This window comes from Methylobacterium sp. CCH7-A2, assembly GCF_001557075.1.
GTDB lineage: Bacteria > Pseudomonadota > Alphaproteobacteria > Rhizobiales > Beijerinckiaceae > Allobosea > Allobosea massiliensis.
Genome location: NZ_LSKN01000099.1, coordinates 24,262 through 46,103, shown reverse-complemented (window position 1 = coordinate 46,103; position 21,842 = coordinate 24,262). Strand labels below are relative to the sequence as shown.

General features: G+C 70.0%; 18 protein-coding genes. 6 read left to right on the top strand and 12 right to left on the bottom strand.

Translation table 11 applies throughout. The features are described 5' to 3' along the window. Nucleotides 1–55: 55 nt before the first annotated feature. The 4 genes from AX750_RS08410 to AX750_RS08395 all read left to right on the top strand — a co-directional run bounded on the left by AX750_RS08410 (nucleotide 56) and on the right by AX750_RS08395 (nucleotide 6,217). Nucleotides 56–934: a xanthine dehydrogenase family protein subunit M gene (locus tag AX750_RS08410; protein WP_066722291.1), complete on the top strand. Its 879-nt coding sequence runs from the start codon at nucleotides 56–58 to the stop codon at nucleotides 932–934. After that, on the top strand, nucleotides 931–3,720 hold the full coding sequence (locus AX750_RS08405) for a molybdopterin cofactor-binding domain-containing protein (protein ID WP_245282347.1): 2,790 nt from the start codon (nucleotides 931–933) through the stop codon (nucleotides 3,718–3,720). The genes AX750_RS08410 and AX750_RS08405 overlap by 4 nt, the downstream gene beginning before the upstream one ends. Before the next feature lie 14 nt (nucleotides 3,721–3,734). Continuing rightward, entirely contained in the window at nucleotides 3,735–5,243 is a 1,509-nt protein-coding gene (locus AX750_RS08400) for a 6-hydroxynicotinate reductase (RefSeq protein WP_066722357.1), read from the top strand. A gap of 104 nt (nucleotides 5,244–5,347) precedes the next feature. After that, nucleotides 5,348–6,217, top strand: a complete 870-nt coding sequence (locus AX750_RS08395; RefSeq protein ID WP_066722292.1) for a hypothetical protein — start codon at nucleotides 5,348–5,350, stop codon at nucleotides 6,215–6,217. 104 nt (nucleotides 6,218–6,321) lie between these two features. Here AX750_RS08395 and AX750_RS08390 read toward each other — a convergent pair whose 3' ends face one another. From AX750_RS08390 to AX750_RS08350, 9 genes are all read right to left on the bottom strand, one after another. Continuing rightward, nucleotides 6,322–7,032 (bottom strand): ABC transporter ATP-binding protein, encoded by a 711-nt coding sequence (locus AX750_RS08390; protein WP_066722294.1) that lies wholly within the window; start codon nucleotides 7,030–7,032, stop codon nucleotides 6,322–6,324. Between the two features lies 1 nt (nucleotide 7,033). Then, on the bottom strand, nucleotides 7,034–7,840 hold the full coding sequence (locus AX750_RS08385; protein ID WP_066722296.1) for an ABC transporter ATP-binding protein: 807 nt from the start codon (nucleotides 7,838–7,840) through the stop codon (nucleotides 7,034–7,036). Continuing rightward, complete coding sequence (locus AX750_RS08380) at nucleotides 7,837–9,726, bottom strand: ABC transporter permease (RefSeq protein WP_066722297.1); 1,890 nt, start codon at nucleotides 9,724–9,726, stop codon at nucleotides 7,837–7,839. The genes AX750_RS08385 and AX750_RS08380 overlap by 4 nt, the downstream gene beginning before the upstream one ends. Nucleotides 9,727–9,878: 152 nt before the next feature. Beyond that, nucleotides 9,879–11,090, bottom strand: coding sequence for an ABC transporter substrate-binding protein (locus AX750_RS08375; RefSeq protein ID WP_245282352.1), 1,212 nt, complete (start codon nucleotides 11,088–11,090; stop codon nucleotides 9,879–9,881). Between the two features lie 481 nt (nucleotides 11,091–11,571). Further along, complete coding sequence (locus AX750_RS08370; protein WP_245282346.1) at nucleotides 11,572–12,450, bottom strand: energy transducer TonB; 879 nt, start codon at nucleotides 12,448–12,450, stop codon at nucleotides 11,572–11,574. Next, nucleotides 12,447–12,899 carry a TonB system transport protein ExbD gene (exbD, locus tag AX750_RS08365; RefSeq protein ID WP_066722301.1) on the bottom strand — a complete coding sequence of 151 codons (453 nt, stop codon included), beginning with the start codon at nucleotides 12,897–12,899 and terminating at the stop codon, nucleotides 12,447–12,449. The genes AX750_RS08370 and exbD overlap by 4 nt, the downstream gene beginning before the upstream one ends. A gap of 3 nt (nucleotides 12,900–12,902) precedes the next feature. Next, complete coding sequence (exbB, locus tag AX750_RS08360) at nucleotides 12,903–13,964, bottom strand: tonB-system energizer ExbB (RefSeq protein ID WP_082737635.1); 1,062 nt, start codon at nucleotides 13,962–13,964, stop codon at nucleotides 12,903–12,905. A 215-nt stretch (nucleotides 13,965–14,179) separates the two neighbouring features. Then, nucleotides 14,180–16,093 carry a PAS domain-containing sensor histidine kinase gene (locus tag AX750_RS08355; RefSeq protein WP_066722303.1) on the bottom strand — a complete coding sequence of 638 codons (1,914 nt, stop codon included), beginning with the start codon at nucleotides 16,091–16,093 and terminating at the stop codon, nucleotides 14,180–14,182. A gap of 20 nt (nucleotides 16,094–16,113) precedes the next feature. Beyond that, on the bottom strand, nucleotides 16,114–16,869 hold the full coding sequence (locus AX750_RS08350) for a helix-turn-helix domain-containing protein (protein ID WP_082737633.1): 756 nt from the start codon (nucleotides 16,867–16,869) through the stop codon (nucleotides 16,114–16,116). Between the two features lie 138 nt (nucleotides 16,870–17,007). Here AX750_RS08350 and AX750_RS08345 point away from each other — a divergent pair, with 138 nt between their 5' ends. After that, nucleotides 17,008–17,730 carry a response regulator gene (locus AX750_RS08345; RefSeq protein ID WP_066722304.1) on the top strand — a complete coding sequence of 241 codons (723 nt, stop codon included), beginning with the start codon at nucleotides 17,008–17,010 and terminating at the stop codon, nucleotides 17,728–17,730. On the opposite strand, the gene AX750_RS08340 is transcribed toward AX750_RS08345, so the two are convergent. The 3 genes from AX750_RS08340 to AX750_RS08330 all read right to left on the bottom strand — a co-directional run bounded on the left by AX750_RS08340 (nucleotide 17,706) and on the right by AX750_RS08330 (nucleotide 20,900). Beyond that, nucleotides 17,706–18,197, bottom strand: a complete 492-nt coding sequence (locus AX750_RS08340; RefSeq protein ID WP_156446582.1) for a hypothetical protein — start codon at nucleotides 18,195–18,197, stop codon at nucleotides 17,706–17,708. The two genes, AX750_RS08345 and AX750_RS08340, sit on opposite strands and share 25 nt — an antisense overlap. Before the next feature lie 38 nt (nucleotides 18,198–18,235). Beyond that, nucleotides 18,236–19,309 (bottom strand): alcohol dehydrogenase AdhP, encoded by a 1,074-nt coding sequence (gene adhP, locus AX750_RS08335; RefSeq protein WP_066722308.1) that lies wholly within the window; start codon nucleotides 19,307–19,309, stop codon nucleotides 18,236–18,238. 61 nt (nucleotides 19,310–19,370) lie between these two features. Further along, nucleotides 19,371–20,900, bottom strand: coding sequence for a bifunctional aminoglycoside phosphotransferase/ATP-binding protein (locus AX750_RS08330; RefSeq protein WP_066722363.1), 1,530 nt, complete (start codon nucleotides 20,898–20,900; stop codon nucleotides 19,371–19,373). A 183-nt stretch (nucleotides 20,901–21,083) separates the two neighbouring features. On the opposite strand from AX750_RS08330, the gene AX750_RS08325 reads away from it, so the two are divergent. Next, nucleotides 21,084–21,833: an SDR family oxidoreductase gene (locus tag AX750_RS08325; protein ID WP_066722310.1), complete on the top strand. Its 750-nt coding sequence runs from the start codon at nucleotides 21,084–21,086 to the stop codon at nucleotides 21,831–21,833. The last annotated feature ends 9 nt before the right edge of the window (nucleotides 21,834–21,842 follow it).

Sequence of the window (21,842 nt, the reverse complement as noted above, 5' to 3'; positions counted from 1 at the left end):
ATACTAACAATAATCAACGAGGGTTCCGGATCGTCACATTCGAGGGGAGCTGGCCATGGCGCGCTATCTGCGGCCGACCACGCTGGACGAGGCGCTGGCGCTCCGGGCGCAGGCGGGCGGGACACCGCTGACGCCTCTGGCCGGCGGCACGGATGTCTACCCGGTCCGCACCCACAGGAGCGCCTGGTTTCAGCCCTTCGACCGCGACATGCTCGATCTCGGCGCGGTCCCGGAGCTCTCAGGCATTCAGCATGGCGCCACGGGAACCCGCATCGGCGCGGGCACGACCTGGAGCGCCATCGCCGAGGCGGCGCTCCCGCCCGCCTTCGACGCGCTGAAACACGCCAGCCGGCAGGTCGGCGGCGTGCAGATCCAGAATCGCGGCACGATAGGCGGCAATCTCTGCAACGCCTCGCCTGCCGCTGACGGCGTGCCGCCGCTACTGGCACTCGACGCCGAGGTCGAACTGGCGAGCCGGCGCGGCCGGCGCCGCCTGCCGCTCTCCGCTTTTGTGCTGGGCAACCGCCGCACCGCGCTGGCGCCCGACGAGATCCTGGTCGCGATCCAAATTCCAGCCCAGTCGACTGACGCCCGCTCGGCCTTCCTCAAGCTCGGCGCGCGGGCCTATCTCGTCATCTCGATCGCATCGGTCGCCGCGGTCATCGCGACCGACGATACGGGCCAGGTCACAGCCGCGCGCATCGCCGTCGGCGCCTGTTCGGCGGCGCCGCAGCGTCTGGGCACGCTGGAGGCCCGGCTCATCGGGCAGCCGGCCGGCGATCTCGCCGCCCTCGTCGAGCCCGAAGACCTCGCCGCGCTGGCGCCCATCGACGATGTCCGCGCCAGCGCCGCCTATCGCCGCGATGCGGCGATCGTGCTGGTGCGCCGGGCGCTCGCTCAGCTCGCCGAGGGATCGATGGAGGTGGCCGCGTGAACATCCATGACCGCTCGGCTCTCGCCGCCACCGCTCATGCCGCGGACGCCATCGCCTTCCGGCTCAATGGCACCGATGTCGCGCTGGGCGACGCGCCCGACAGCCGCCTCAGCGAGGTTCTGCGCGCCAGCCTCGGCGCCACCGGGACGAAGGTCGGCTGCGACGCCGGCGATTGCGGCGCCTGCACCGTCCTGATCGACGAGGCGCAGGCTTGTGCCTGCCTCGTGCCGGTCGGCCAGATCGCCGGCCGCGACGTGCTCACGGTCGAGGGGCTGGCGGAGACGGCGATCGGCGCCGCGCTCCAGCAGGCCTTCCAGCTGCATGGCGCGGCCCAGTGCGGCATCTGCACGCCAGGCATGCTGATGGCCGCCTATGATCTGCTCCGGCGCAACCCGCAGCCCGGCGAGCGCGAGACGCTGGACGCGCTCGGCGGCGTGCTTTGCCGCTGCACCGGCTATCTCAAGATCGTCGAGGCGGTGCGCGACGCCCATCGCTTCATGGGCGGCGGGACGATCGTCACAGAGGTCGAAGGTCCTTCGATCGGCAGCCGCCTCGCCCGTCTCGACGGCGCCCCCAAGGTCGCCGGCACCGAACGCTACGGCGCCGACACCGCGCCCGACGATGCGCTCTGGCTGCGCGCGATCCGCTGCCCGCATCCGCGCGCGGGCTTCACGCTGGGCGATATCGAGGCCTTCGTCGCCGCGCGGCCGGGGCTGGTGCGGGTCTTCACCGCGCAGGACGTGCCGGGCGAGAACTCCTTTGGCATCTATCCGCATCTCAAGGACCAGCCCGTCTTCTCAACCGGAGAGACGCGCTATCGCGGCGAATGCGTGCTGGCCGTGGTCGGCGAGAAGGAGGCGGTCGAGGCGCTGAGCATCGACGACATGCCGATCTCCTGGGAGCCGCTGCCGGCGATGGTCGGCAGCGCCGCGGCGCTGGCCGAGGGCGCCTTCACCCTGCACGACTTCGTGCCCGACAATGTGCTGACGCGCGGCCGCGTCGAGCGCGGCGATGTCGAGGCGGGCTTCGCCCAGGCCACCCATGTCGCTCATGGCGCTTTCGAGACCGGCTTCGTCGAGCACGCCTATATCGAACCCGAAGCCGGCTATGCAAAACGCATCGGCGATACGATCGAGATCTTCGCCTGCACACAGGCGCCCTATATGGACCGCGACGAGGTCGCCCGCGTGCTCGGTCTGCCGCTGGAGAGCGTCCGCATCCTGCCCTCGGCCTGCGGCGGCGGCTTCGGCGGCAAGCTCGACGTCTCGCTGCAGCCGATGCTGGCGGTCGCGGCCTGGGTTCTGGACCGGCCGGTGCGCTGCGTCTTCTCGCGCATCGAATCGATGATCTCGTCGACCAAGCGCCATCCGTCCTCGATCCGGGCGAAGGCCGCCTGCGATGCGCAAGGTCGGCTCGTCGCCTATGCGATGGAGGGCGATTTCGACACCGGCGCCTATGCTTCCTGGGGGCCGACGGTCGCCGGCCGCGTGCCGGTGCATGCGACGGGGCCCTACAGGGTGCCCCATGTCCGCAATCTCTCGCGGGCGATTTACACCAACGGCCCGCCCTCGGGCGCCTTCCGCGGCTTCGGCGTGCCGCAGGCGGCGCTCGCCCAGGAAAGCCTGTTCGACGATCTCGCCACGGCCGCCGGCCTCGACCGCCTCGAATTCCGCCTGATCAATGCGATCCGCGCCGGTGACACGACGCCGTCGGGCCAGCGTCTCGAAGCCAGCGCCGGGCTGGCCGAATGCCTGGAGGCGCTGAAGCCGCACTGGCAGCGGTTGCTGGCGGACGCGGCCGCCTTCAATGCAAGCGAGGGTCGCACCCGCCGCGGCGTCGGCATCGGCTGCATGTGGTACGGCATCGGCAACACCGGCATGTCGAACCCCTCGACCATGCGGGTGACGCTGTCGCAGGACGGCCGCGTGACCTTCTGGAACGGCGCCGTCGACATCGGCCAGGGCTCGACGACCGTCCTGACCCAGATCGCTGCGGATGCGCTCGGGCTGCCGGTCGAGCGCTTTGACCTCGTTCTCGGCGACACGGCGCTCACCTTCGACGCCGGCAAGACCTCCGCCTCGCGCCAGACCTTCGTCTCCGGCCGCGCCGCCGAGGCGGCCGCCGCCGCGCTGCGCGCCGAGATCCTGCGCCTGACCAATGCCGGTCCCTCGGCGCGGCTCGCCTTGGAAGGCACGACCGTCACGGTCGCGGAAAACGGCGTCGTCGCCCGGATCGACCTCGCCGCCCTGCCCGCGCAGCCGGACGGCACGGTGCTGGAGGGGATCGGCTCCTTCGACCCGCCGACCGTCCCGCTCGACGCGATGGGCCAGGGCGTGCCTTACGCCACCTATGGCTTCGCGGCGCAGATCGCCTCGCTCGATGTCGATCTCGATCTCGGCACGATCAGGCTGAACCGCATCGTCGCCGCCCATGACGTCGGCCGTGCGATCAACCCGATGCTGGTCGAGGGCCAGATCCATGGCGGCATCGCCCAGGGCATCGGGCTGGCGCTGATGGAGGAATACCTCCCCGGCCGCACCGAAAACCTGCACGACTACCTGATCCCGACCGCCGGCGACGTGCCGCCGATCGACATCATCCTGGTCGAGGATCCCGAGCCGCTCGGCCCCTCCGGTGCCAAGGGCATCGGCGAACCGGCGCTGGTGCCGACCGCGCCCGCGATCCTCGGCGCGATCCGCCATGCCACCGGCGTCACCCCGCGCCAGGTGCCCGTGCTGCCGCACCGGCTCTGGGAGTTGCTGCGCGCCAAGGAGGGTCGCTCGTGAACGAGATCAACCCGATGACGACGCAGGAGAGCGTGCTCGCTGAGCGCTCGCGCAAATTCGGCGTCGCCGAGGGCGATGAGGGCATCGTCCGCTGCGACGCCTGCCCGGTGCTCTGCCGGATCAGGCCGGGCCGAGCAGGCGCCTGCTCGCGCTATGCCAACGAGAACGGGCTCCTGATCCGCACAGACCCGGTCGTGCTGCTGGCGGAGGCGGTCGAGGGCGGCGAGCCCCTCGTCGCCTTCACGGAGCCCGCACAGGACTGGGACGGCTCGATCCTCCCCGCCGAGCGTGTCTTCGTCACCGGCATCGGCTCCGGCACGACCTATCCCGACTACAAGCCCGCCCCCTTCATCGTCTCGTCGCAGCATGAGGGCGTCGACACGGTGACCGTGGTGACCGAAGGCATCTTCTCCTATTGCGGCCTCAAGGTGAAGATCGACACCGACCGCCATCTCGGCCCGGAGACCGCGGCGATCCGCGTCAACGGCGAGCAGGTCGGCCATGTCACCACCGCCGAATACGGCTCGCAGATGCTCTCCATCGGCGGCGTGCGCCATCTCACCGGTGGCTCCAAGAAGGAGGGCAACACCACCTGCGAGACGATGCTGAAGCTCGGCAATGGCGAGGCGGTCGAACTCACCATCGATGGCGGCCATGGCGTCGTCGTCCAGGCCGGCCAGGCGCCGATCGTCGACGGCAAGCCCGAGACGCGCATGCGCGTCGGCTGCGGCTCGGCCACGATCGGCATCTTCGCCAAGCAGTGGCAGGGCCATGTCGACGAGGTCATCGTCGTCGACGACCACATCACCGGCGTGCTGACCGAGCATCAGGCCGGCCGCGTGCTCGACATGAAGCCGGCCGGCATCCGCGTCCGCGGCCGCAAATCGACGCCCGGCCGCTACTTCCAGGTCGCGCAGCCCGGGCTGGGCTGGGGCGGCACCGACATCACCGACCCGCTCTCGATCATCCAGAAGATCGACCCGGGCACCGCCTGGCCCGGCATGCGGCTACTGATGACCTCGACCACCGGCGAGGACTCGCTCTACTGCATCCTCGACGAGAACCTCCTGCCGGTGGAGGCGGAGATGCCGGCCGCCGTGCGCCAGGTCGTCGAGCGCATCGGCGAGAACTGCGAGCCGTCGCTCTGCAGCGTGATGTTCGTCGCCGGCGCCGGCGGCTCGCTGCGGGCCGGCGTCACCGAGAACCCGATCCTGCTCACCCGTTCCGTCCAGGGTGGCACGACGCGCGTCACCATGGGCGGCGCGCCGGTCTATGTCTGGCCCGGCGGCGGCATCACCGTCATGGTCGATGTGCTGCGCATGCCGAAGAACGCCTTCGGCTATGTCCCGACGCCCGCCATCGTCGCGCCGATCGAGTTCACCTTGCCGCGCGAGCTCTATCTCGCCTGCGGCGGCCATGCCGAGGAGATCGTTCCGGTCGAGGAGGTCCTGCGCGCCCATGGCGGCCAGGCCCGGATCGAGGGTGGCGCGGCCGAGAACCCCTGGCCGCTGCGGCGGGGCTGACATGCCCCTTCATTGCGAGCACAGCGAAGCAATCCAGTTTCGTCGGGCTCTACGTTCCCACTGGATTGCTTCGCTGTGCTCGCAATGACGGGTAAGGACGTCGGATGACATCCCACCGCGTCGCCCGGCTGCCGGGCAACCGCCTGCATCTGCAGGAGGGCCCGAGCGATCTCGTCATCGCGGCCTTCGGCCGGCCCGCAGAGATCGAGCGCGCCTATGGCGCCGCCGAGGCCGCCTTCGACGGCCTGCTGGCCGAGCTCGCCAGCGAACTGGCGGTCCTGCGCCAGCCGCTCGGGCCGCAACCGCCGCCGCTGGCCGGCGCGACGGCCAGGCGCATGGCGCGCGCCTGCTGGTTCTTTCGCGAGCAGTTCATCACTCCGATGGCCGCCGTCGCCGGGGCCGTCGCCGACGCTGTGCTGGGCGCGATGGCGCACGCCGTCCCCGGCCTCGAGCGCGCCTATGTCAACAATGGCGGCGACATCGCCATGCTGGTCACGCCGGGCCATCCGCTGGACATCGGCGTCGTGCCGTCGCTGGCGCGTGCCCGCCCCGAAGGCTTTATCCGAATCGAGGCCCCCTCGCCCACCGCCCGATACCTCTGCGGCATCGCCACCAGCGGCTGGCGGGGACGCTCCTTCTCGCGCGGCATCGCCGATGCCGTGACCGTGCTCGCCCGCAGCGCGGCCGAGGCCGATGCGGCCGCGACCGTCATCGCCAATGCAGTCGATGTGGCTGAGGCCGCCATCATCCGCCGCCCCGCCTGCACGCTCGACCCCGACAGCGACCTCCGCGACCTGCCCGTCACCGTCGAGGTCGGGCCCCTGTCGGCGGACGCGGTCGCCGCGGCGCTCGAAGCGGGCGTGCGGATGGCGGAGGCGCTGCGGCGCGACGGGCTGATCGAGGGCGCGCTGCTGGCGCTGGCCGACGAGTGGCGCAGTGTCGGGGGATTGGACAGGCAGATCAGTCAGGGGTGAAACGCGAGGTCATCCCGGGCGAAGCGAAGCGAAGACCCGGGATCCCGGATCGGCGCGGCTTCGCCGCTTGTCCGGGATGACCAGGGAGAATCGGAACGGGCGCGTCAGACCGACAGATACTGCGCCCGCACCGCCTCGTCGGCCTTCAGCTCGTCCATCGTGCCGGTGAAGCGGATGATGCCCTTTTCGATGATCGCGGCGCGGTCGGCGACATTGCCGGCGAAATGCAGGTTCTGCTCCGAGATCAGCACGGTCAGCCCCTCGCTCTTCAGCGCCAGGATGGTCTTGGCCATCTCCTCGACGATGACCGGGGCAAGCCCCTCCGACGGCTCGTCGAGCAGAACGAGCCGGGGATTGCCCATCAGCGTGCGCGCGATGGTGAGCATCTGCTGCTCGCCGCCCGACATCGCCCCGCCCGGCCGGTCGCGCATGCGCCCGAGATTGGGAAACAGCGCAAACAGCCGCTCCGGCGTCCAGTGCGGCGCGTCCGCCCGCGCCGGGCGCTGCGCCACCGAAAGGTTCTCCATCACGGTCAGCTCGGAGAAGACGCGCCGGTCCTCCGGCACATAGCCGATGCCCATGCGGGCGATCTCGAAGGGCTCGCGCCCGTCGACCCGCTGGCCCTCGAAGCTGACGCTGCCGCCGGCGGGCGGGACGAGCCCCATCACTGCTTTCATCGTCGTCGATTTACCGGCGCCGTTGCGGCCCATCAGGGCCAGAACCTCACCGCGCTGCATCGAAAAGCTCACGCCCTGCAGGATATGGGCGCGGCCGTAAAAGGCGTCGAGCCCAGTGATCTCGAGCATCGCGCTCATCTCAATGCCCTCCCGAGGTCGCACCGGAGCCGAGATAGACGGCGCGGACATTCGGGTCCTGGCGCACCTCCTGCGCCGTCCCATGAGCGATCAGCCGGCCGCGATCGAGCACGATGACGCTGTCGGAATGGGTGAAGACGACATCCATGTCGTGCTCGGTGAAGAGCACGGCGATGCCCGTGGCGGTGGCGATGCCCGCCGTCAGCGCCATCAGCTCGATGCGCTCGCGCGGCGCCATGCCGGCCGTTGGCTCGTCCATCAGCAGGAGCCGCGGCCGATTAGCGAGCGCGACGGCGAGCTCGACGCGCTTGAGGTCGCCATAGGCCAGCACGCCGCAGGCGCGCTCGGCCTGCTCGAGCATGCCGACCTGCGCGAGCAGGCCGTCCGCCTCGTCGCGATGGCGGTCGCGGGCGCGACCGAAGGGGCTCCAGATCCCGCCGGCATGCGAGATCAGCGCCATCTGCACGTTCTCGCGCACCGTCATCGAGGTGAAGGTCGCGGTGATCTGGAAGGTGCGGCCGACCCCCATGCGCCAGACATGGCGCGGCTTCAGCCCCGTGATCGCGCGGCCGGCCAGCAGCACCTCCCCGCCATCGGGCCGCAGCTGGCCGTTGAGCATGTTGAAGCAGGTCGTCTTGCCGGCCCCGTTGGGGCCGATCAGCGCCAGCATCGTGCCGGGCAGCACCGAGAAGGAGACGCCGTCGACCGCGCGCACGCCGCCGAAGGATTTGGCGAGGTCGCGCACGACAAGGACCGGCTCGCTGGCGGCGACGGCACTCGCCACGTCGGCAGGGGCGAGAGCGGTCATCGCGCAGCCTCCGCCAGCCGGGTCGTTGGCGCCGGCTCGGGCCCCGCTCGGCGCTCCCGCAGAGCGAGGATCGTGCCGACGAGCCCGCGCGGGAAGAGCACGACGAGCAGCACGATCGACAGCCCCAGCGCGAAGCGCCAGTACATCGTCGCCTTCATCAGCTGCTCGTGCAGTCCGGCATAGACGAAGGCGCCGACGATCGGGCCCGACACCGTCTGCACGCCGCCGAGCAGCACCATCAGCAGCGCATCGACCGAGCGCGGGATCGCCATATAGGTCGGGAAGACCGAGCCCTTGAAGAAGGCGAAGAGCGCGCCCGCAATCCCGGCGCAGAAGGCGGCCACCGCGAAGGCGACCCACTGGATGCGCACCACGTCGAGGCCGATCGCCTCCGCCCGCAGCGCGTTGTCGCGCCCCGCCCGCAGGCCGTAGCCGAAGGGCGAGAAGATGGTCAGCCGCAGCGCCAGCACCGCCGCCGCGCAGATCACCAGCGTCAGATAGTAATAGACCGTCTTTGAGGCCGCCCAAGCCGAGGGCCAGACGCCGAGGATGCCGTTGTCGCCCCCGGTGAGATCGACCGACTGGAAGGCCGTCGCCCAGGCGATCTGCGCGAAGGCGAGCGTCAGCATGGCGAGATAGACCCCCGACAGACGCACGCAGAACCAGCCGAAGACAACGCCTGCGATCCCTGCCAGGAAGGGGGCGAGCAGCAGCGCCGGCTCCATCGGGGCGCCGAGCCATTTCACGGTCAGCGCCGCGCCATAGGCGCCGAGCCCGAAATAGGCCGCATGCCCGAAGGAGGCCATGCCGCCCGGCCCCATCATGAAGTGCAGCGAGGCGGCAAACAGCGCGAAGATCACCAGTTCTGTCAGCGTCACCAGCATGTGGTCGGGCGTGACCAGCGGCGCCAGCGCCAGGATCAGGAGGCCGATCAGCGCGGCGAGCTTGGTCGTGCCGTCGGCCGGGCGCAGCAGCGGCTCTGCCGGACCGTGGCCGCGGCTGTGGCCGACGGGCGCCTTGCCCATCAGCCCATAGGGCTTGACCACCAGCACCACCGCCATGACGAGGAAGACCAGCACCAGCGTGATCTTGGGGAAGATCAGGATGCCGAAGGCGTGCAGGATGCCGATCAGCACGGCGGCGAGATAGGCGCCGGTGACGCTGCCGAGCCCGCCGACGACGACCACGACGAAGGCCTCCGAGATCATCGCGAGGTCCATGTGCAGCGTCACCGCCTCGCGCGGCAGCTGCAGCGCGCCACCCAAGCCGGCCAGCATCGAACCGAAGGCGAAGACCGAGGTGAAGAGCAGGCGCTGGTTGACGCCGAGCGCGCCGACCATCTCGCGGTCCTGCGTCGCGGCCCGCACCAGCGTGCCCCAGCGCGTCTTCTGGAACAGAAGCCAGAGGATCAGCAGCACGATGGGTCCGACCGCGATCAGGAACAGCTCATAGGTCGGAAAGCGGTTGCCGAAGATCACGACGAAGCTCTTGAAGCCGGGCGCACGCGGGCCGATCTTGTCCTCCGCCCCCCAGATCGCCAGCGCCACGTCCTGCAGCATCAGCACGACGCCGAAGGTCGCGAGCAGCTGGAACAGCTCCGGCGCCTGGTAGATCCGGCGCAGGATCAGCACCTCAATGACGACGCCGATAAGTCCGGTCAGCGCCGCCGCCGCCAGCACGCCGCCCCAGAAGCCGAGCGCCTCCGCCGGTCCGAAGCGCCCGACCAGCGTCCAGGCCAGATAGGCGCCGAGCATGTAAAGCGAGCCATGGGCGAAGTTCACGATCCGTGTCACGCCGAAGATGATCGACAGCCCCGACGCCACGAGGAACAGCGAGGAGGCCGAGGCCAGGCCGTTCAGCGTCTGGGTGAGGATGAGGTCGATCATTCTGGCTATCCCGGAGACCAAACTGCGCCGTCATCCCGGGCGCCCCGCAGCGGCGACCCGGGATCCATGCCGGAACGGTTCAGGAACGGATCCCGGATCGGCGCGGCTCGCGCCGATCCGGGATGACCGCGGTTCAAGACTGAAGGTGCAGCTCACCCCGCCGGGCGGAGAGTCTTCACCACATCGTCACTGGGCAGGTATTTCGCGCCGTCGGCATAGCGCCAATCGACCATCGTGCCCTTGCCGTCCTTCAGCGCAGTCTTGCCGACGAAGGCGCCGAGCGTCGACTGATGGTCGATGGCGCGGTACTCGGCCTGGCCGAAGGCGGAGGGGAACTTCAGCCCCTTGAGCGCGTCGACCAGCTTCTCGGTGTCGGTCGAGCCGGCCTTGGTCAGGGCGGCCGCGATCGAGTTCATCGTGTCGAAGCCGACGACCGAGCCGAGCCGCGGGTAGTCGTTGAACTTCTTGACGTAAGCCTCACGGAACTTGAGGTGTTCGGGCGTCTTGATGTCGGCCTGCGGATAGCCGGTGACAATCCAGCCGACAGGCGCCTCGGCGCCGAGCGGATCGAGATATTCCGGCTCGCCGGTCAGCATAGAGACCACGGTGCGGCCCTCGAACAGCCCGCGGGTATTGCCCTGACGGACGAAGTTGGTCAGGTCGCCGCCGAAGGTGACGTTGAAGATCGCGTCGGGCTTGGAAGCTTCCAGCGCCTGCACAGTGGCACCGGCATCAATGCGGCCCAGCGCCGGGAACTGCTCGGCGACAAATTCGACGTCGGGCTTGGCCTTCTTGAGCAATTCCTTGAACCACTTCACGGCCGACTGGCCGTATTCGTAGTTCGGCGCCACGACGGCCCATTTCTTGGCCGGGAGCTTCGCAGCCTCCTCGACCAGCATCGCCGCCTGCATATAGGTCGAGGGGCGCAGCCGGAAGGTGTAGCGGTTGCCCTTGGCCCAGACGAGCGCATCGGACAGCGGCTCGGAGGCGACGTAGAGCCGCTTGTTCTGGTTGGCGAAATCCGCGATCGCGAGGCCGACATTGGAGAGGAAGCCGCCCGAAAGCAGATCGACCTTCTCGGCATTGATCAGATCGCCGGCATGGCGCACGGCGTCCTCGGGCTTGCCGCCATCGTCGCGGAAGATCGTCTCGATCTTGCGACCGAGCGCGCCGCCAGCGGCATTGACCTGCTCGAGAGCCAGCTCCCAGCCCTGGCGATAGGGCTTCAGGAAGGCGGGCTGGGCGGTGTAGCTGTTGATCTCGCCGACCTTGATCGGTCCGGACCCTTGCGCCCTGACAAGGGCGGGGGCGGCGAGGATGGCGGCGCCGGCGGAGGCGCCAGCCAGAAGACTGCGGCGGTCGATCGTCATGCCTGTTCCCCATGTCTGGCCCGGTGGCGGAAGCCCCAGCGCTCTTCGACAGATGTCGCATGCCGACGAAACCGCGTCAGCCGCGAATTCATTTGTATGCCTACGAATTTGAAGAGGCCCAAACTGGCTGTCAACGGCGAAAAAACGGCAGGCGCTGGACAGGGCGCAGGCAGGATGCGGCGTCGACGACGAGCCTCACCGGCGCCATGGCGGCTCCGGATGATCGGACCGCACAGGGCCGCCTCGATCGGGCCTGCCCAAAAATTAGGACAACGATGCTGCCCTTTTCCTCTTGTGGGGGTGGGCGTCGTTTCCTATGTACGACGCACCGCAGCAGCGATGCTGCGTCGCCCTCCTTGGGCGTTTCCTCCCTAGACTTGGGCTGCGCTCACGCGCGGCCCTTTTTTCTTTCCGGGCCGGAAACGGCGAGGCCGTCGCGGGCGCGGCCAGAGACACGTCCGGCTACGCCTGTCGCTCAGCGCGAGAACTTCACCGGCACGGAAAGCGAGATGCTGCCCCCGCCCAGTCCCTCGGGCGGCGCGGGCACGGGGCTCGCCCGGCGAATCATCGCCACCGCCTCCTCGTCCAGCAACGCATCGCCCGACGCGCCGACCAGACGCGCCGAGAGCACGCGCCCGGCCCGGTCGATGCTGAAGGCGACCTGGACGGTGCCTGGATTCGCGCCACCCGGAAACCGCTTGAAGCGGTTGAGATGCGCGACGAGCGTGCCGCGCCAGTTCGCCCGCGAGGCGGCCGAGGCGGTCGCAGCGCCTTCGGCCGGTGCGGCGGCGGTCGGCGCGACCGGCGCCAGCGCGCGCGGCTGTGCGGTGGTGCGCTCCGCCGGCGGTTTCTCGGGGTTGATTGGCTTGCGACGCTCCACGACCTTCTTCGGAGGCGGCTTGCGTTCGGCGGTCTTCGGTCGGGCGGGAGGCGGTGGCGGCGGAGGCGGCGCCAGCACGGCTGCGGCATCGGGCAGCGGCGGCAGTTCCGGGATCTTGATCTCGGGCTCCGGTTGGACCACCGGCTCCGGCGGCGGCTCGACCGGCGGCGGTTCGACGACCGGCTCGGGCGGCGGGGGCTGCGGTTCGGGCTGAGCCTCGACCATCTCCGGGCCGGGCGCGACATCTTGCGCCGGGGCTTCGGGCGCGACCGGCAGTGGCGCGAGTTCGATCATCACCGCGGCCGGCGGCGCGCCCATGGCGGCTTCGGCCCGCTGCCATGTCACCAGCATCCAGCCGGCGACGCCATGCGCGCCGACGACGACGGCGATCGCCAGCGACCAGCGCAGCAGCGATGGCCCCAGCCGCGCGGCGAAGCCGGAGGAGCGGCCGGTCAGCATCCCCTGCCCGCTCATGGCTTCGGGCCTCCCGCAGCCGCGGCCTGCCCGGTATCCTCAAGCCCGACGAGGCCGATCTTGAGGTAGCCGGCCTGCCGCAACAGGTTCATCACCTCCATCAGCTCGCGATAGGCCACGCCGCCATCGGCGCGCAGGAAGATGCGCTGCTCGCGGTCGCCGCCGGTCCGCTGGTCTAGCGTCGGGCCCAGGCCCTCGCGTGCGATCCCGTCATTGCCGAGCGCGAGGCTGAGATCGCCCTTCACCGTCAGGAAGATCGGCGTCTCGGGCCGCGGCTGAGGCTGCGCGTTCGAAACCGGCAGGTCGACCGCGACATCGACCGTCGAGAGCGGCGCCGCGACCATGAAGATGATCAGCAGCACCAGGATGACGTCGATGAACGGCGTCACGTTGATGTCGCTGACCTCGCCGAGATCGCCGTCCTGCGCGTCCTTCAGGGAAACGCCCATGACTCACTCCGCCGGAACGCGCGCGAGGGCCGGTGCCGGCTGGTGCGCCCCGGCCATCGCATGCAGGGCGGCGCGGCCGGCGGCGGAGGCCTGCCGGCGGTGCCGCTCCAGATCGCGCGAGAGGTGCTGCAGGATCTCGCCCGACGCATCCGACAGCGTCGCGCGATAACCCATGATGGCGCGTGCGAAGACGTTGTAGATTATCACGGCCGGGATCGCCGCGACGAGCCCGATCGCCGTCGCCAGCAGCGCCTCGGCGATGCCGGGCGCGACCACGGCAAGATTGGTCGTCTTCGCCTGGCTAATGCCGATGAACGAGTTCATGATGCCCCAGACGGTGCCGAACAGGCCGACGAAGGGCGCCGTCGAGCCGATCGTGGCGAGCAGGCCGGTGCCGCGCGCCATCGCCCGCCCGGCCCGGGCCTCGATGCGCGACAGCGCGATGGCGACTCGCTCTTTGATCCCTTCCTCGCCGAGATCAGCCGAGCGCTGCGTCTCCTCGAGCGCGGCGCCCAGGAGGGTGGCGACCGGACCGCGCAGGCGACCCTTACGACCCGCCCCGCCCTCGGCCGCCTCGGCGAGGCTGTCCGCGTCCTCGAGTCGGCGCAGCGCCCGCCGCGCCGCCGCCTTGGCGGAGGCGAGTTCGAGCGCCTTGGCGAGCCAGATCGTCCAGGTCACCACCGAGGCGAAGGCCAACCCGACCATCACCGCCTTCACGACGATGTCCGCCGCCATGAACATGCCCCAGGGCGAGAGGTCATGTGGCAGGGCCGGAGCGACGGCCGTCGCGGGAGCCGGAGCCGGCACGGCCTGGATCTCCGTAGGAGGCAGAGGCTGGACGACCGGTGCGGCCGGATGCGCCGCGCTTGGCGGCGCGATGCCGAAGACTGGCGGTGCCGGCGGCAGTGCCGTGGTGGGCGCAACAGCCGGGGCCGGCGCGCCGGGTGCCGTCTGCGCTGCAAGCGGAAGGGCGACGCAGACCGCAGCCACCAGAACAAGTGCGATCAGTTGCGGAAGCGCGCGCCGGCCGGCGAGTGCCTGGCGCAGAGACTGGGAGGACGACACCGCCTTCTCCTTGGAATAATTCAAAAAAACGTTTGCATTCAATGAGATGCGCGTGGCGCTACGCCTCCCTCATGCGCTTGCGCATGTCAAGGCGAGCCAGGGCGGGAGGGGGCATGGCAAGGAAAAACGGCAAGGGTCGGTGGTCCCGGGACACCGGGCCGGCTTCGGCGCGAGCAAGTGCGCAGCGGTCGCTGCGGCCGATCGCCGCCGGGCGCCTAGTCGAGCAGTTCGCGGATGCGCACCGCCAGTTCCATCGCGCTGTAGGGCTTCTTCAGCCAGCTCGCCTCGGCGGCGAGTTCGCGCACGGCGACACTGGGCTCGGCGAAGCCCGAGGTCATGATGATCTTGAGACCGGGCCGGAGCTTGCGCGCCTCGCGGGCCAGTTCGTCGCCCGACATGCCGCCCGGCATGACGATGTCGGTGAACAGCAGCGCCACCTCCGGATGCGCGCCGAGGACGGCGAGCGCCTCGGCGGCCGTCTCGGCCTGGAGCACGCGATAGGTCATGTCCTCGAGCCGTGCGACGGCGACGCGGCGGACGCGGGCGTCGTCCTCGACGACGAGGATCGTCTCGCTGCCGCCGGGCAGCCCCGAGGGCGGCAGATGGCCATCCGCAGATACCGGCTCGGCCTGGGGCGCCACCATGCTGGCCGCCGGCAGGAACAACCGCACGCTCGTGCCCTGCCCCACCTCGCTGTAGATCTGGACATGGCCGCCCGACTGCTTGGTGAAGCCGTAGACCATGCTCAGCCCCAGCCCCGTCCCGGCCCCGACGCCCTTGGTGGTGAAGAAGGGCTCGAAAGCACGTTGGCGCACCTCGGCCGGCATGCCCGCGCCGGTATCTGTCACCGAAATCAGCACATAGCTGCCGGTGCGAACCTCGGGATACATGCTGGCGTAATCGGCATCGAGCTTCGCGGCGGAAACTTCGACCGTCAGCCGCCCGCCGCGAGGCATGGCGTCGCGCGCATTTAGCGCGAGATTGAGCAGCGCGTTCTGCAGCTGCGACGCGTCTACAAGGGCCGCGCCCGGCGCGCCCGAGACGATGGTGCGCAGCTCGATCGTCTCGCCGAGCGCCCGGCGCAGCAGGTCCGAGAAGCGCGAGACGAGTTGGCCGACATCGGCGAGCTTGGCGTTGAGCGGCTGCTTGCGGCCGAAGGCGAGCAGCTGGGCCGTGAGCTTGGCCCCGTCCTCGGCCGCACCTTGCGCTTCGCGCAGCAGGGCCCGCGCCCGGTCGTCGGTCAGCCGCCGCTCGATCATTTCGAGATTGCCGCTGACGACCGTCAGGAGGTTGTTGAAGTCATGCGCGATGCCGCCGGTGAGCTGGCCGACCGCTTCCATCTTGTGGGCCTGGCGCAGTTCCTCCTCGATGCGGTGGCGGCTGGTCAGGTCGCGGATGAAGCCGGTGAAGATGCGCCGGCCGGCGGCACGGGCCTCGCCGATGGCCAGCTCCATCGGAAAATGCGTGCCGTCCTTCTTCTGCCCCGTGACGACACGACCATAGCCGATGATGCGGCGTTCGCCTGTCTCGAGATAGCGCTCCATGTAGCCGTCATGGGAGCCGCGGTCGGGTTCGGGCATCAGCATCTTGACGTTGTGCCCGATCACCTCACCCGTCTTGAAGCCGAAGAGACGCTCCGCCGCCGCGCTGAAGGAGGTGATCGTCCCGCTCTCGTCGATCACGACCATGGCTTCCGGCACGGTGTCGAGGATCGAGCGCAGATGCGCCTCGCGTGCGACTAGATGCGCCTGCATGGTGCGCAGATCGCTGACATCGACATTGGTCTCGACGATGGCGGGCTCGGAGCCCGCCTCAGCGCCCGCGACCACCCAGCGGCTCGCGACGGAAACGGGCGTGCCATCCTTGCGTCGCTGCGTCAGTTCACCGGTCCAGACGCCCTCCTGCTTCAAATGGGCGACAATGTCGGCGAAGGGCTCGGGAAAGGCCGTCTCGAGCAGGTCATGGGCGACGCGGCCCAGCGCCTCGTCGCGGCTCCAGCCATAGAGGGCCTCGGAGCCGCTGGTCCAGCGCGTGACGACACCGTCGAATCCGTGGACGATGAGGTTGGCGCTGTCGAGGACATGGGCGATTTCGTCCAGCGTGGACGGGCTGGTGACGGTCGCCGGCATGCGCTCCCTCGATGGTCTCGTCAGTTCGGCCAGACCGCCTGCTGGATGCTGCGGCCGCCAAGGGCGTCTTTATCCCCGGCATCGGCCTCGCCCGCAAGCATCGCGAGCTTGCCGAGCTTGCGCACCACCATCGCATGCCGGCTGCTGGGCGCGATGACGCCGCAATTGGTCAGGCGCGTCATCGTCCGCGACACCGTCTCGATCGTCAGCCCGAGATAGTCGGCCATGTCGAGGCGCGTCATCGGGATCTCGATCACCGGCTGGCGCTCGTCGCCGCCGAGGCGGCGCGCGATCAGCAGCAGGAAGCTGGCGACGCGCTCCTCGGCGCTCTTGCGGGCGAGCAGCACCATCTGGTCCTGGGCCGCCGCCATCTCGTCGCAGAGGCAGGCAAAGAGCTGCGGCCGCAGCTCCGGCGAACGGTTAATCTCCTCCTGGAAGCGGCCATGCTCGTAGCGGCGCAGCTTCGTCCGGGTGATCGCCTCGGCGGTATAGAGATACTGGTCCTTCAGCGAGACGCCGAGCAGGTCGCCGGGATAGAGGAAGCCGGTGATGACGCGGCGGCCGTCGCTGAGGATGCGGAAGATGCGCAGCGCGCCCTCCACCACCTCGAAGACATGGCGGGCCTCGTCGCCCTCCCAGAACACGGCCGTGCCGGGCTCGAAGGTTTCGACCGGCTGGCCGCCGAAGAGGCTGTTCAGGCTAACCGGCTGGCTCGGGACCGTCGCGAATCGCCTGACAGCTCCGTGCGGCTGTGACATGGTGGCTTGCGAGAGCATCGGCGCGTCATCCTCTTGTGATCGACGAGCCGAATTGAAACGATCCCGGTAACGCCGGAACGCCGCGACGGTGACGCTTCGTGCGAAGATGTGACGGTTTGTAACAGCCGCGATCGTGGGAGAACCGACCTGCCTGCCATGCCCGAGTTGCCCGGCCGTAGCGAACAGATCCTGGTGGTGGATGACGATGTCCGCATCAGGCAGATGCTGACCACCTATTTCGAGGACGAAGGCTACCGTGTGACGGCTGTCGCAGACGGCGCCGCTATGCGCGAGGCGCTGCAGCGCCAGTCGGTGGACATCATCCTGCTCGATCTCGTCCTGCCCGGCGGCGAGGACGGGCTGATGCTAGCGCGCGAGGTCCGCGCCCGCTCTGACACGCCGATCATCATGCTCACCGGCCGCGACGACGTGGTCGACCGCATCGTCGGCCTCGAGGTCGGCGCCGACGACTACATCGCCAAGCCCTTCCACCTGCGCGAGGTCCTGGCCCGGCTGCGCACCGTGCTGCGCCGGCGCCAGCCTGCCGCCCCGGCCAGGGCCGAGCCGGATGATGCGATCCACTTCGACGGCTGGCGGCTCGATCTCGCGCGCCGCCAACTCGTCACCGCCGAGGGCACCGAGATCGTGCTGACCACCGGCGAGTTCGACATGCTGGCTGCCCTCGCCCGCGCACCCGGGCGCGTGCTCTCGCGCGATGTGCTGATGGACCTGACCCATGGCCGCAGCCTGGAGGCCTTCGACCGCACCATCGACGCCCAGATCGCGCGGCTGCGCAAGAAGATCGAGCCCGATCCCAGCCGGCCGACCTTGATCAAGTCGGTCCGCGGCGTCGGCTATGTCTTCACGGGCAAGCCCTGAGCCACGGGCCAGGGCGGTTCCGCCATCGGCGACGGATCGAGGATCAGCGCGACGCCGCCGCCGATCCGCCGCGGCACCTCCATCCGTGTGAAGGAGCGCGCCGCGGCGCCGGTGCGGATGCGCACGGCGGCGCAGTCGAGCCGGCCCGCCAGCGCACAGAGATCCTCCACCATCGCCGAGGTGACGCCCGGCTCGTCGGCCGCGCTCGCGACGACGAAGACGGGCACGTCGAGAATCGCGCCATGGACGGCATGGCGAGCCTGCCGGCACAGGCACAGGCCCTTGACGTGACCGCGCGGATTCGTGGCCACGCGCAGGTCCCGCCGCGCCCCGGCCACACCGCCGGGGGTATCGCAATAGGCCCGCCAGCTCTCGATGTCGGGCGGCGGGCTCACCGCCTCCACCAGCAGATAGGCGGCATCGACCTGCTCGGGCTTCATCCCGGCGATGGTATAGGCTGCCTGCATGGCGAGGTTCCTTTCCCCGCTGTCGCCGTTGGCCGGATTCATGCCGCCGCGCGCTCGTCTCCCGGCGCCGCGCCCGCGATCGGCAGCGAGAGATCGAGCACGATCCGCCCCTCGATCTCGCCACGCCGCAGCCGGTCGAAGGCCGCGTTGATGTCGCTCAGCGGCACGGTCGCGATCTTCGCACGCACCTTGCCCTCGGCGGCGAAGGCGATGGCCTCGTCGAGATCGCGGCGGGTGCCGACGATCGAGCCGCGCAGCGTGATCCGCTTCAGCACGACGTCGAAGATCGGCGTCGGGAACTCGCCCGGCGGCAGCCCGACCAGCGCGACCGTGCCCTTGCGCCGGACCATCCGCACCGACTGGGCGAAGGCCGGCGGCGAGACGGCCGTGACGAGGACGCCATGGGCGCCGCCGCCCGTCGCCGCCAGAACCTCCTCGACGGCGGTAGCCGAACGCGCATCGATCGCGACATCGGCACCGGTCTGACGGGCGAGATCGAGCTTCTCCGCCGCGATGTCGAGCGCGACGACCTTGAGCCCCATCGCCTTGGCGTACTGGATCGCGACCTGCCCGAGCCCGCCGATCCCCGAGATCGCGACCCATTCGCCGGGCCGCGCCTCGGTTTCCTTCAGGCCCTTATAGGTGGTGACACCGGCGCAGAGGATCGGCGCCATCGCCGCGAAATCAACTCCGGCCGGCAGCCGTGCCGCGAAGGCCGCCGAGGCGATGGCATATTCGGCGAAGCCGCCATTGCAGCTGTAGCCGGTGTTGTGCTGGTGCTCGCAGAGCGTCTCCCAGCCCGTCTCGCAGTATTCGCAGCGCAGACAGGAATCGTGCAGCCAGGCGATGCCGACCGCATCGCCCAGCTTGAAATCGGTGACGCCCGGCCCGAGCGCCGCGACCGTCCCGGCGACCTCGTGGCCGGGAATGAAAGGCGGCACCGGCTTCACCGGCCAGTCGCCCTCGGCGGCGTGGAGATCGGTATGGCAGACGCCGCAGGCGCGAACCTTGACCAGGAGCTCGCCCGGCCCCGGGACCGGGATCGGCAGATCCATGATCTCGAGCGGCCGGCCGAGCGCCCGCACCACCGCAGCCTTCATCGTCGTCGCCATGGCACGCTCCCTCTTTGAGCCGCCATTCTAGGGCGCCCGCGGGCGACAGCCTTGACGGAGATCAAGCCGCACCGGGCCGGGCGGCGGCATCGACGATTTCGCAGGCGCGGCGGCAGACCGTCTCGGCATCCGCCTCGGCGGAGACACGGGTCCAGTCCCTGACGGCTTCGGCCTGTGCGAGCTGGGTGCGCACCACCGCCGCCGTGGCGTCGGACGGATCGCCGCGGCGCGCTTCGACACGCGCCATAAGGGTCTGGGGCTGCGCTTCCAGCCAGATGCCTTGAAAGGGCACCTGCGCGGTCTGGGCGGCTTGCGCAATGCGCTCCCGATCCGGCGCGCGATCGAACACCGCCTCGACGACAACACCGTGCCCGCCCTTCAGGATCGCCGCCGCCCGACTGGCCTGCTCGGCATAGACCGCCTCGGACACGGCCGACCGGTAGGCGTCTGGCGGCAGCCGCGCCTCGGCCACCACGCCGAAGCGCCGCTTGCGGATGCGGTCGCTCGCGAGCACCCGCGCGCCGGGCGGTGGCCCGACGCGGTCGGCCAGGGCGGCGGCGACCGTCGATTTGCCGGAGCCCGACAGCCCGCCGACCGCCACGAGGCGGATGACGGGCGGCGCGAGGCATCGGCCGGCCAGAGCGAGATAGGCCCGCGCCTCGGCGATGACCGTCGCATCGGCCCCGGCCTGGACGGCGAGCACATGCGCCCGGACGGACGCCCTCACCGCCATGAAGAAGGGCAGCAGCGAAAGGCCGCCCTCATCGCCCGTTTCGTCGAGATAGCGGTTCATCAGCCGGTTCGCGAGGCTGGCCAGGCCGCGATGCCAGAGATCCATCAGGACGAAGGCGAGATCATAGAGGACGTCGGTGGTCGCCAGATCCTCATCGAATTCGAGCGCGTCGAACAGGGTCGGCTGGCCATCGAGCAGGCAGATGTTGCGCAGATGCAGATCGCCATGGCAGCGGCGGATGCGCCCCTCCCGCCCCCGCCGGTCGAGAAGCCTGCGGTGGCGCACCAGCGCGGCCTCGCAGGCGGCGTTCAGCGCCACGACATCGTCCGCCGGCAGCCGGTCGGTCAGGGCGAATCCCTTGGCGTTGATCGCCAGCACGGCCGCCATCGTCTCGGCTCCGCCGCGCCGCTCATCGATGTGGGCACCGGCATGGAAGGCGGCGATCCGCTGCGCGAGCGTCGTGATCAGGGCCGGCGTCAGCCGCCCCTCGGTGGCTATGCGGTCGAACAGGGCGTCGTCGCCGAAGCGACCCATCTCGACCACCGCCTCGACCAGCACGCCCGCGCCGTCCAGTGCGAGTTCGCCATCGGCCTCGCGTGTCACCCGCCGCACCCGGCGATAGAGCGCGGGCGCCGTGCGGCGGTTGAGCCACAGCTCGCGCTCGCAGGCAGCGAGGCGTTTCTCCGACGTCGAGAAGTCGAGATAGGGCAACCTCACCGGCCGCTTCAGCTTGAACGCGGTCTTGCCCGCCAGCAGGATGACGGAGATATGGGTCGTCACGATGCGGGCGTCCTGTCGCCTCGTGCCGGCCGCCTCGGCCAGCAGGGCGAGGATCGGTTCAAGCCCGCAGCCTGTCATCGCCGTCTCCCGCTTCCCCTCCATCGTCGCCGGCCCGCCCTCGCATCGCGTTGCGCTGGATCAAGAGCAAGCGGGAGAACGTTGGCCGGTTCGACCGCTGGGCCCGCCTGCGCTAGACCATCGGCGGGGCCGACGTTGCCTTCATGCCCCGCCCGAGCCTGCCAAGCGAGAGAGACCCGCATCATGACGAAAGAATTTGCCGGCAAACATGTCGTGGTGATGGGCGGCAGCCGCGGTATCGGCCGCTCCATCGCCCTCGGTTTCGCCGCCGGCGGCGCCGCCGTCTCGATCTGCGCCCGCACGCCGGGGCCGCTCGAGGCGACACGGCGCGAGATCGAGGCGCACGGCGTCACCGCCCATGCCGCCGCGCTCGACCTCGCCCAGGCCGAGGCGATCCAGGCCTATGTGCCCCAGGCCGTCGCAGCGCTGGGCGGGCTCGACATTCTCGTCAACAACGCCTCGGGATTCGGCCATTCCGATGACGAGGCGGGCTGGGAGGCCTCGCTCGGCATCGACATGATGGCGGTGGTCCGCGGCAGCCATGCCGCCATCCCGCATCTGAAGCCCGGCTCCTCGATCGTGAACATCTCCTCGATCTCGGGCCTGCGCGCCAGCGCCCGATCGGCGCCCTATGGCGCCGTCAAGGCGGCGGTGATGCACTACACCGCCAGCCAGGCGAAGATGCTGGCACGGCAGGGCATCCGGGTGAACTGCGTCGCGCCGGGCTCGATCGAGTTCCCCGGCGGCACCTGGGAGGAGCGCAGGACCTCCAACCCGGACCTCTACAACAGCACGCTCGCGACCATCCCTTTCGGCCGGATGGGCCGGCCCGAGGAGATCGCGCAGGTCGTGCTCTTCCTCGCCTCCGACAAGGCGAGCTGGGTGACCGGGCAGAGCATCGTCGTCGATGGCGGCCAGCTCGTCGGCCCCTGAGACGCCGCG

Coding starts and splice junctions, on each gene's coding strand:
- AX750_RS08340 (WP_156446582.1), bottom strand. CDS start 18,197: ATGCAGGCAGCCTATACCATCGCCGGGATGAAGCCCGAGCAGGTCGAT.
- AX750_RS08410 (WP_066722291.1), top strand. CDS start 56: ATGGCGCGCTATCTGCGGCCGACCACGCTGGACGAGGCGCTGGCGCTC.
- AX750_RS08395 (WP_066722292.1), top strand. CDS start 5,348: ATGACATCCCACCGCGTCGCCCGGCTGCCGGGCAACCGCCTGCATCTG.
- AX750_RS08400 (WP_066722357.1), top strand. CDS start 3,735: ATGACGACGCAGGAGAGCGTGCTCGCTGAGCGCTCGCGCAAATTCGGC.
- AX750_RS08325 (WP_066722310.1), top strand. CDS start 21,084: ATGACGAAAGAATTTGCCGGCAAACATGTCGTGGTGATGGGCGGCAGC.
- AX750_RS08390 (WP_066722294.1), bottom strand. CDS start 7,032: ATGAGCGCGATGCTCGAGATCACTGGGCTCGACGCCTTTTACGGCCGC.
- adhP (WP_066722308.1), bottom strand. CDS start 19,309: ATGGCGACGACGATGAAGGCTGCGGTGGTGCGGGCGCTCGGCCGGCCG.
- AX750_RS08330 (WP_066722363.1), bottom strand. CDS start 20,900: ATGACAGGCTGCGGGCTTGAACCGATCCTCGCCCTGCTGGCCGAGGCG.
- AX750_RS08370 (WP_245282346.1), bottom strand. CDS start 12,450: ATGAGCGGGCAGGGGATGCTGACCGGCCGCTCCTCCGGCTTCGCCGCG.
- AX750_RS08355 (WP_066722303.1), bottom strand. CDS start 16,093: ATGCCGGCGACCGTCACCAGCCCGTCCACGCTGGACGAAATCGCCCAT.
- AX750_RS08385 (WP_066722296.1), bottom strand. CDS start 7,840: ATGACCGCTCTCGCCCCTGCCGACGTGGCGAGTGCCGTCGCCGCCAGC.
- exbD (WP_066722301.1), bottom strand. CDS start 12,899: ATGGGCGTTTCCCTGAAGGACGCGCAGGACGGCGATCTCGGCGAGGTC.
- AX750_RS08345 (WP_066722304.1), top strand. CDS start 17,008: ATGCCCGAGTTGCCCGGCCGTAGCGAACAGATCCTGGTGGTGGATGAC.
- AX750_RS08380 (WP_066722297.1), bottom strand. CDS start 9,726: ATGATCGACCTCATCCTCACCCAGACGCTGAACGGCCTGGCCTCGGCC.
- AX750_RS08350 (WP_082737633.1), bottom strand. CDS start 16,869: ATGCTCTCGCAAGCCACCATGTCACAGCCGCACGGAGCTGTCAGGCGA.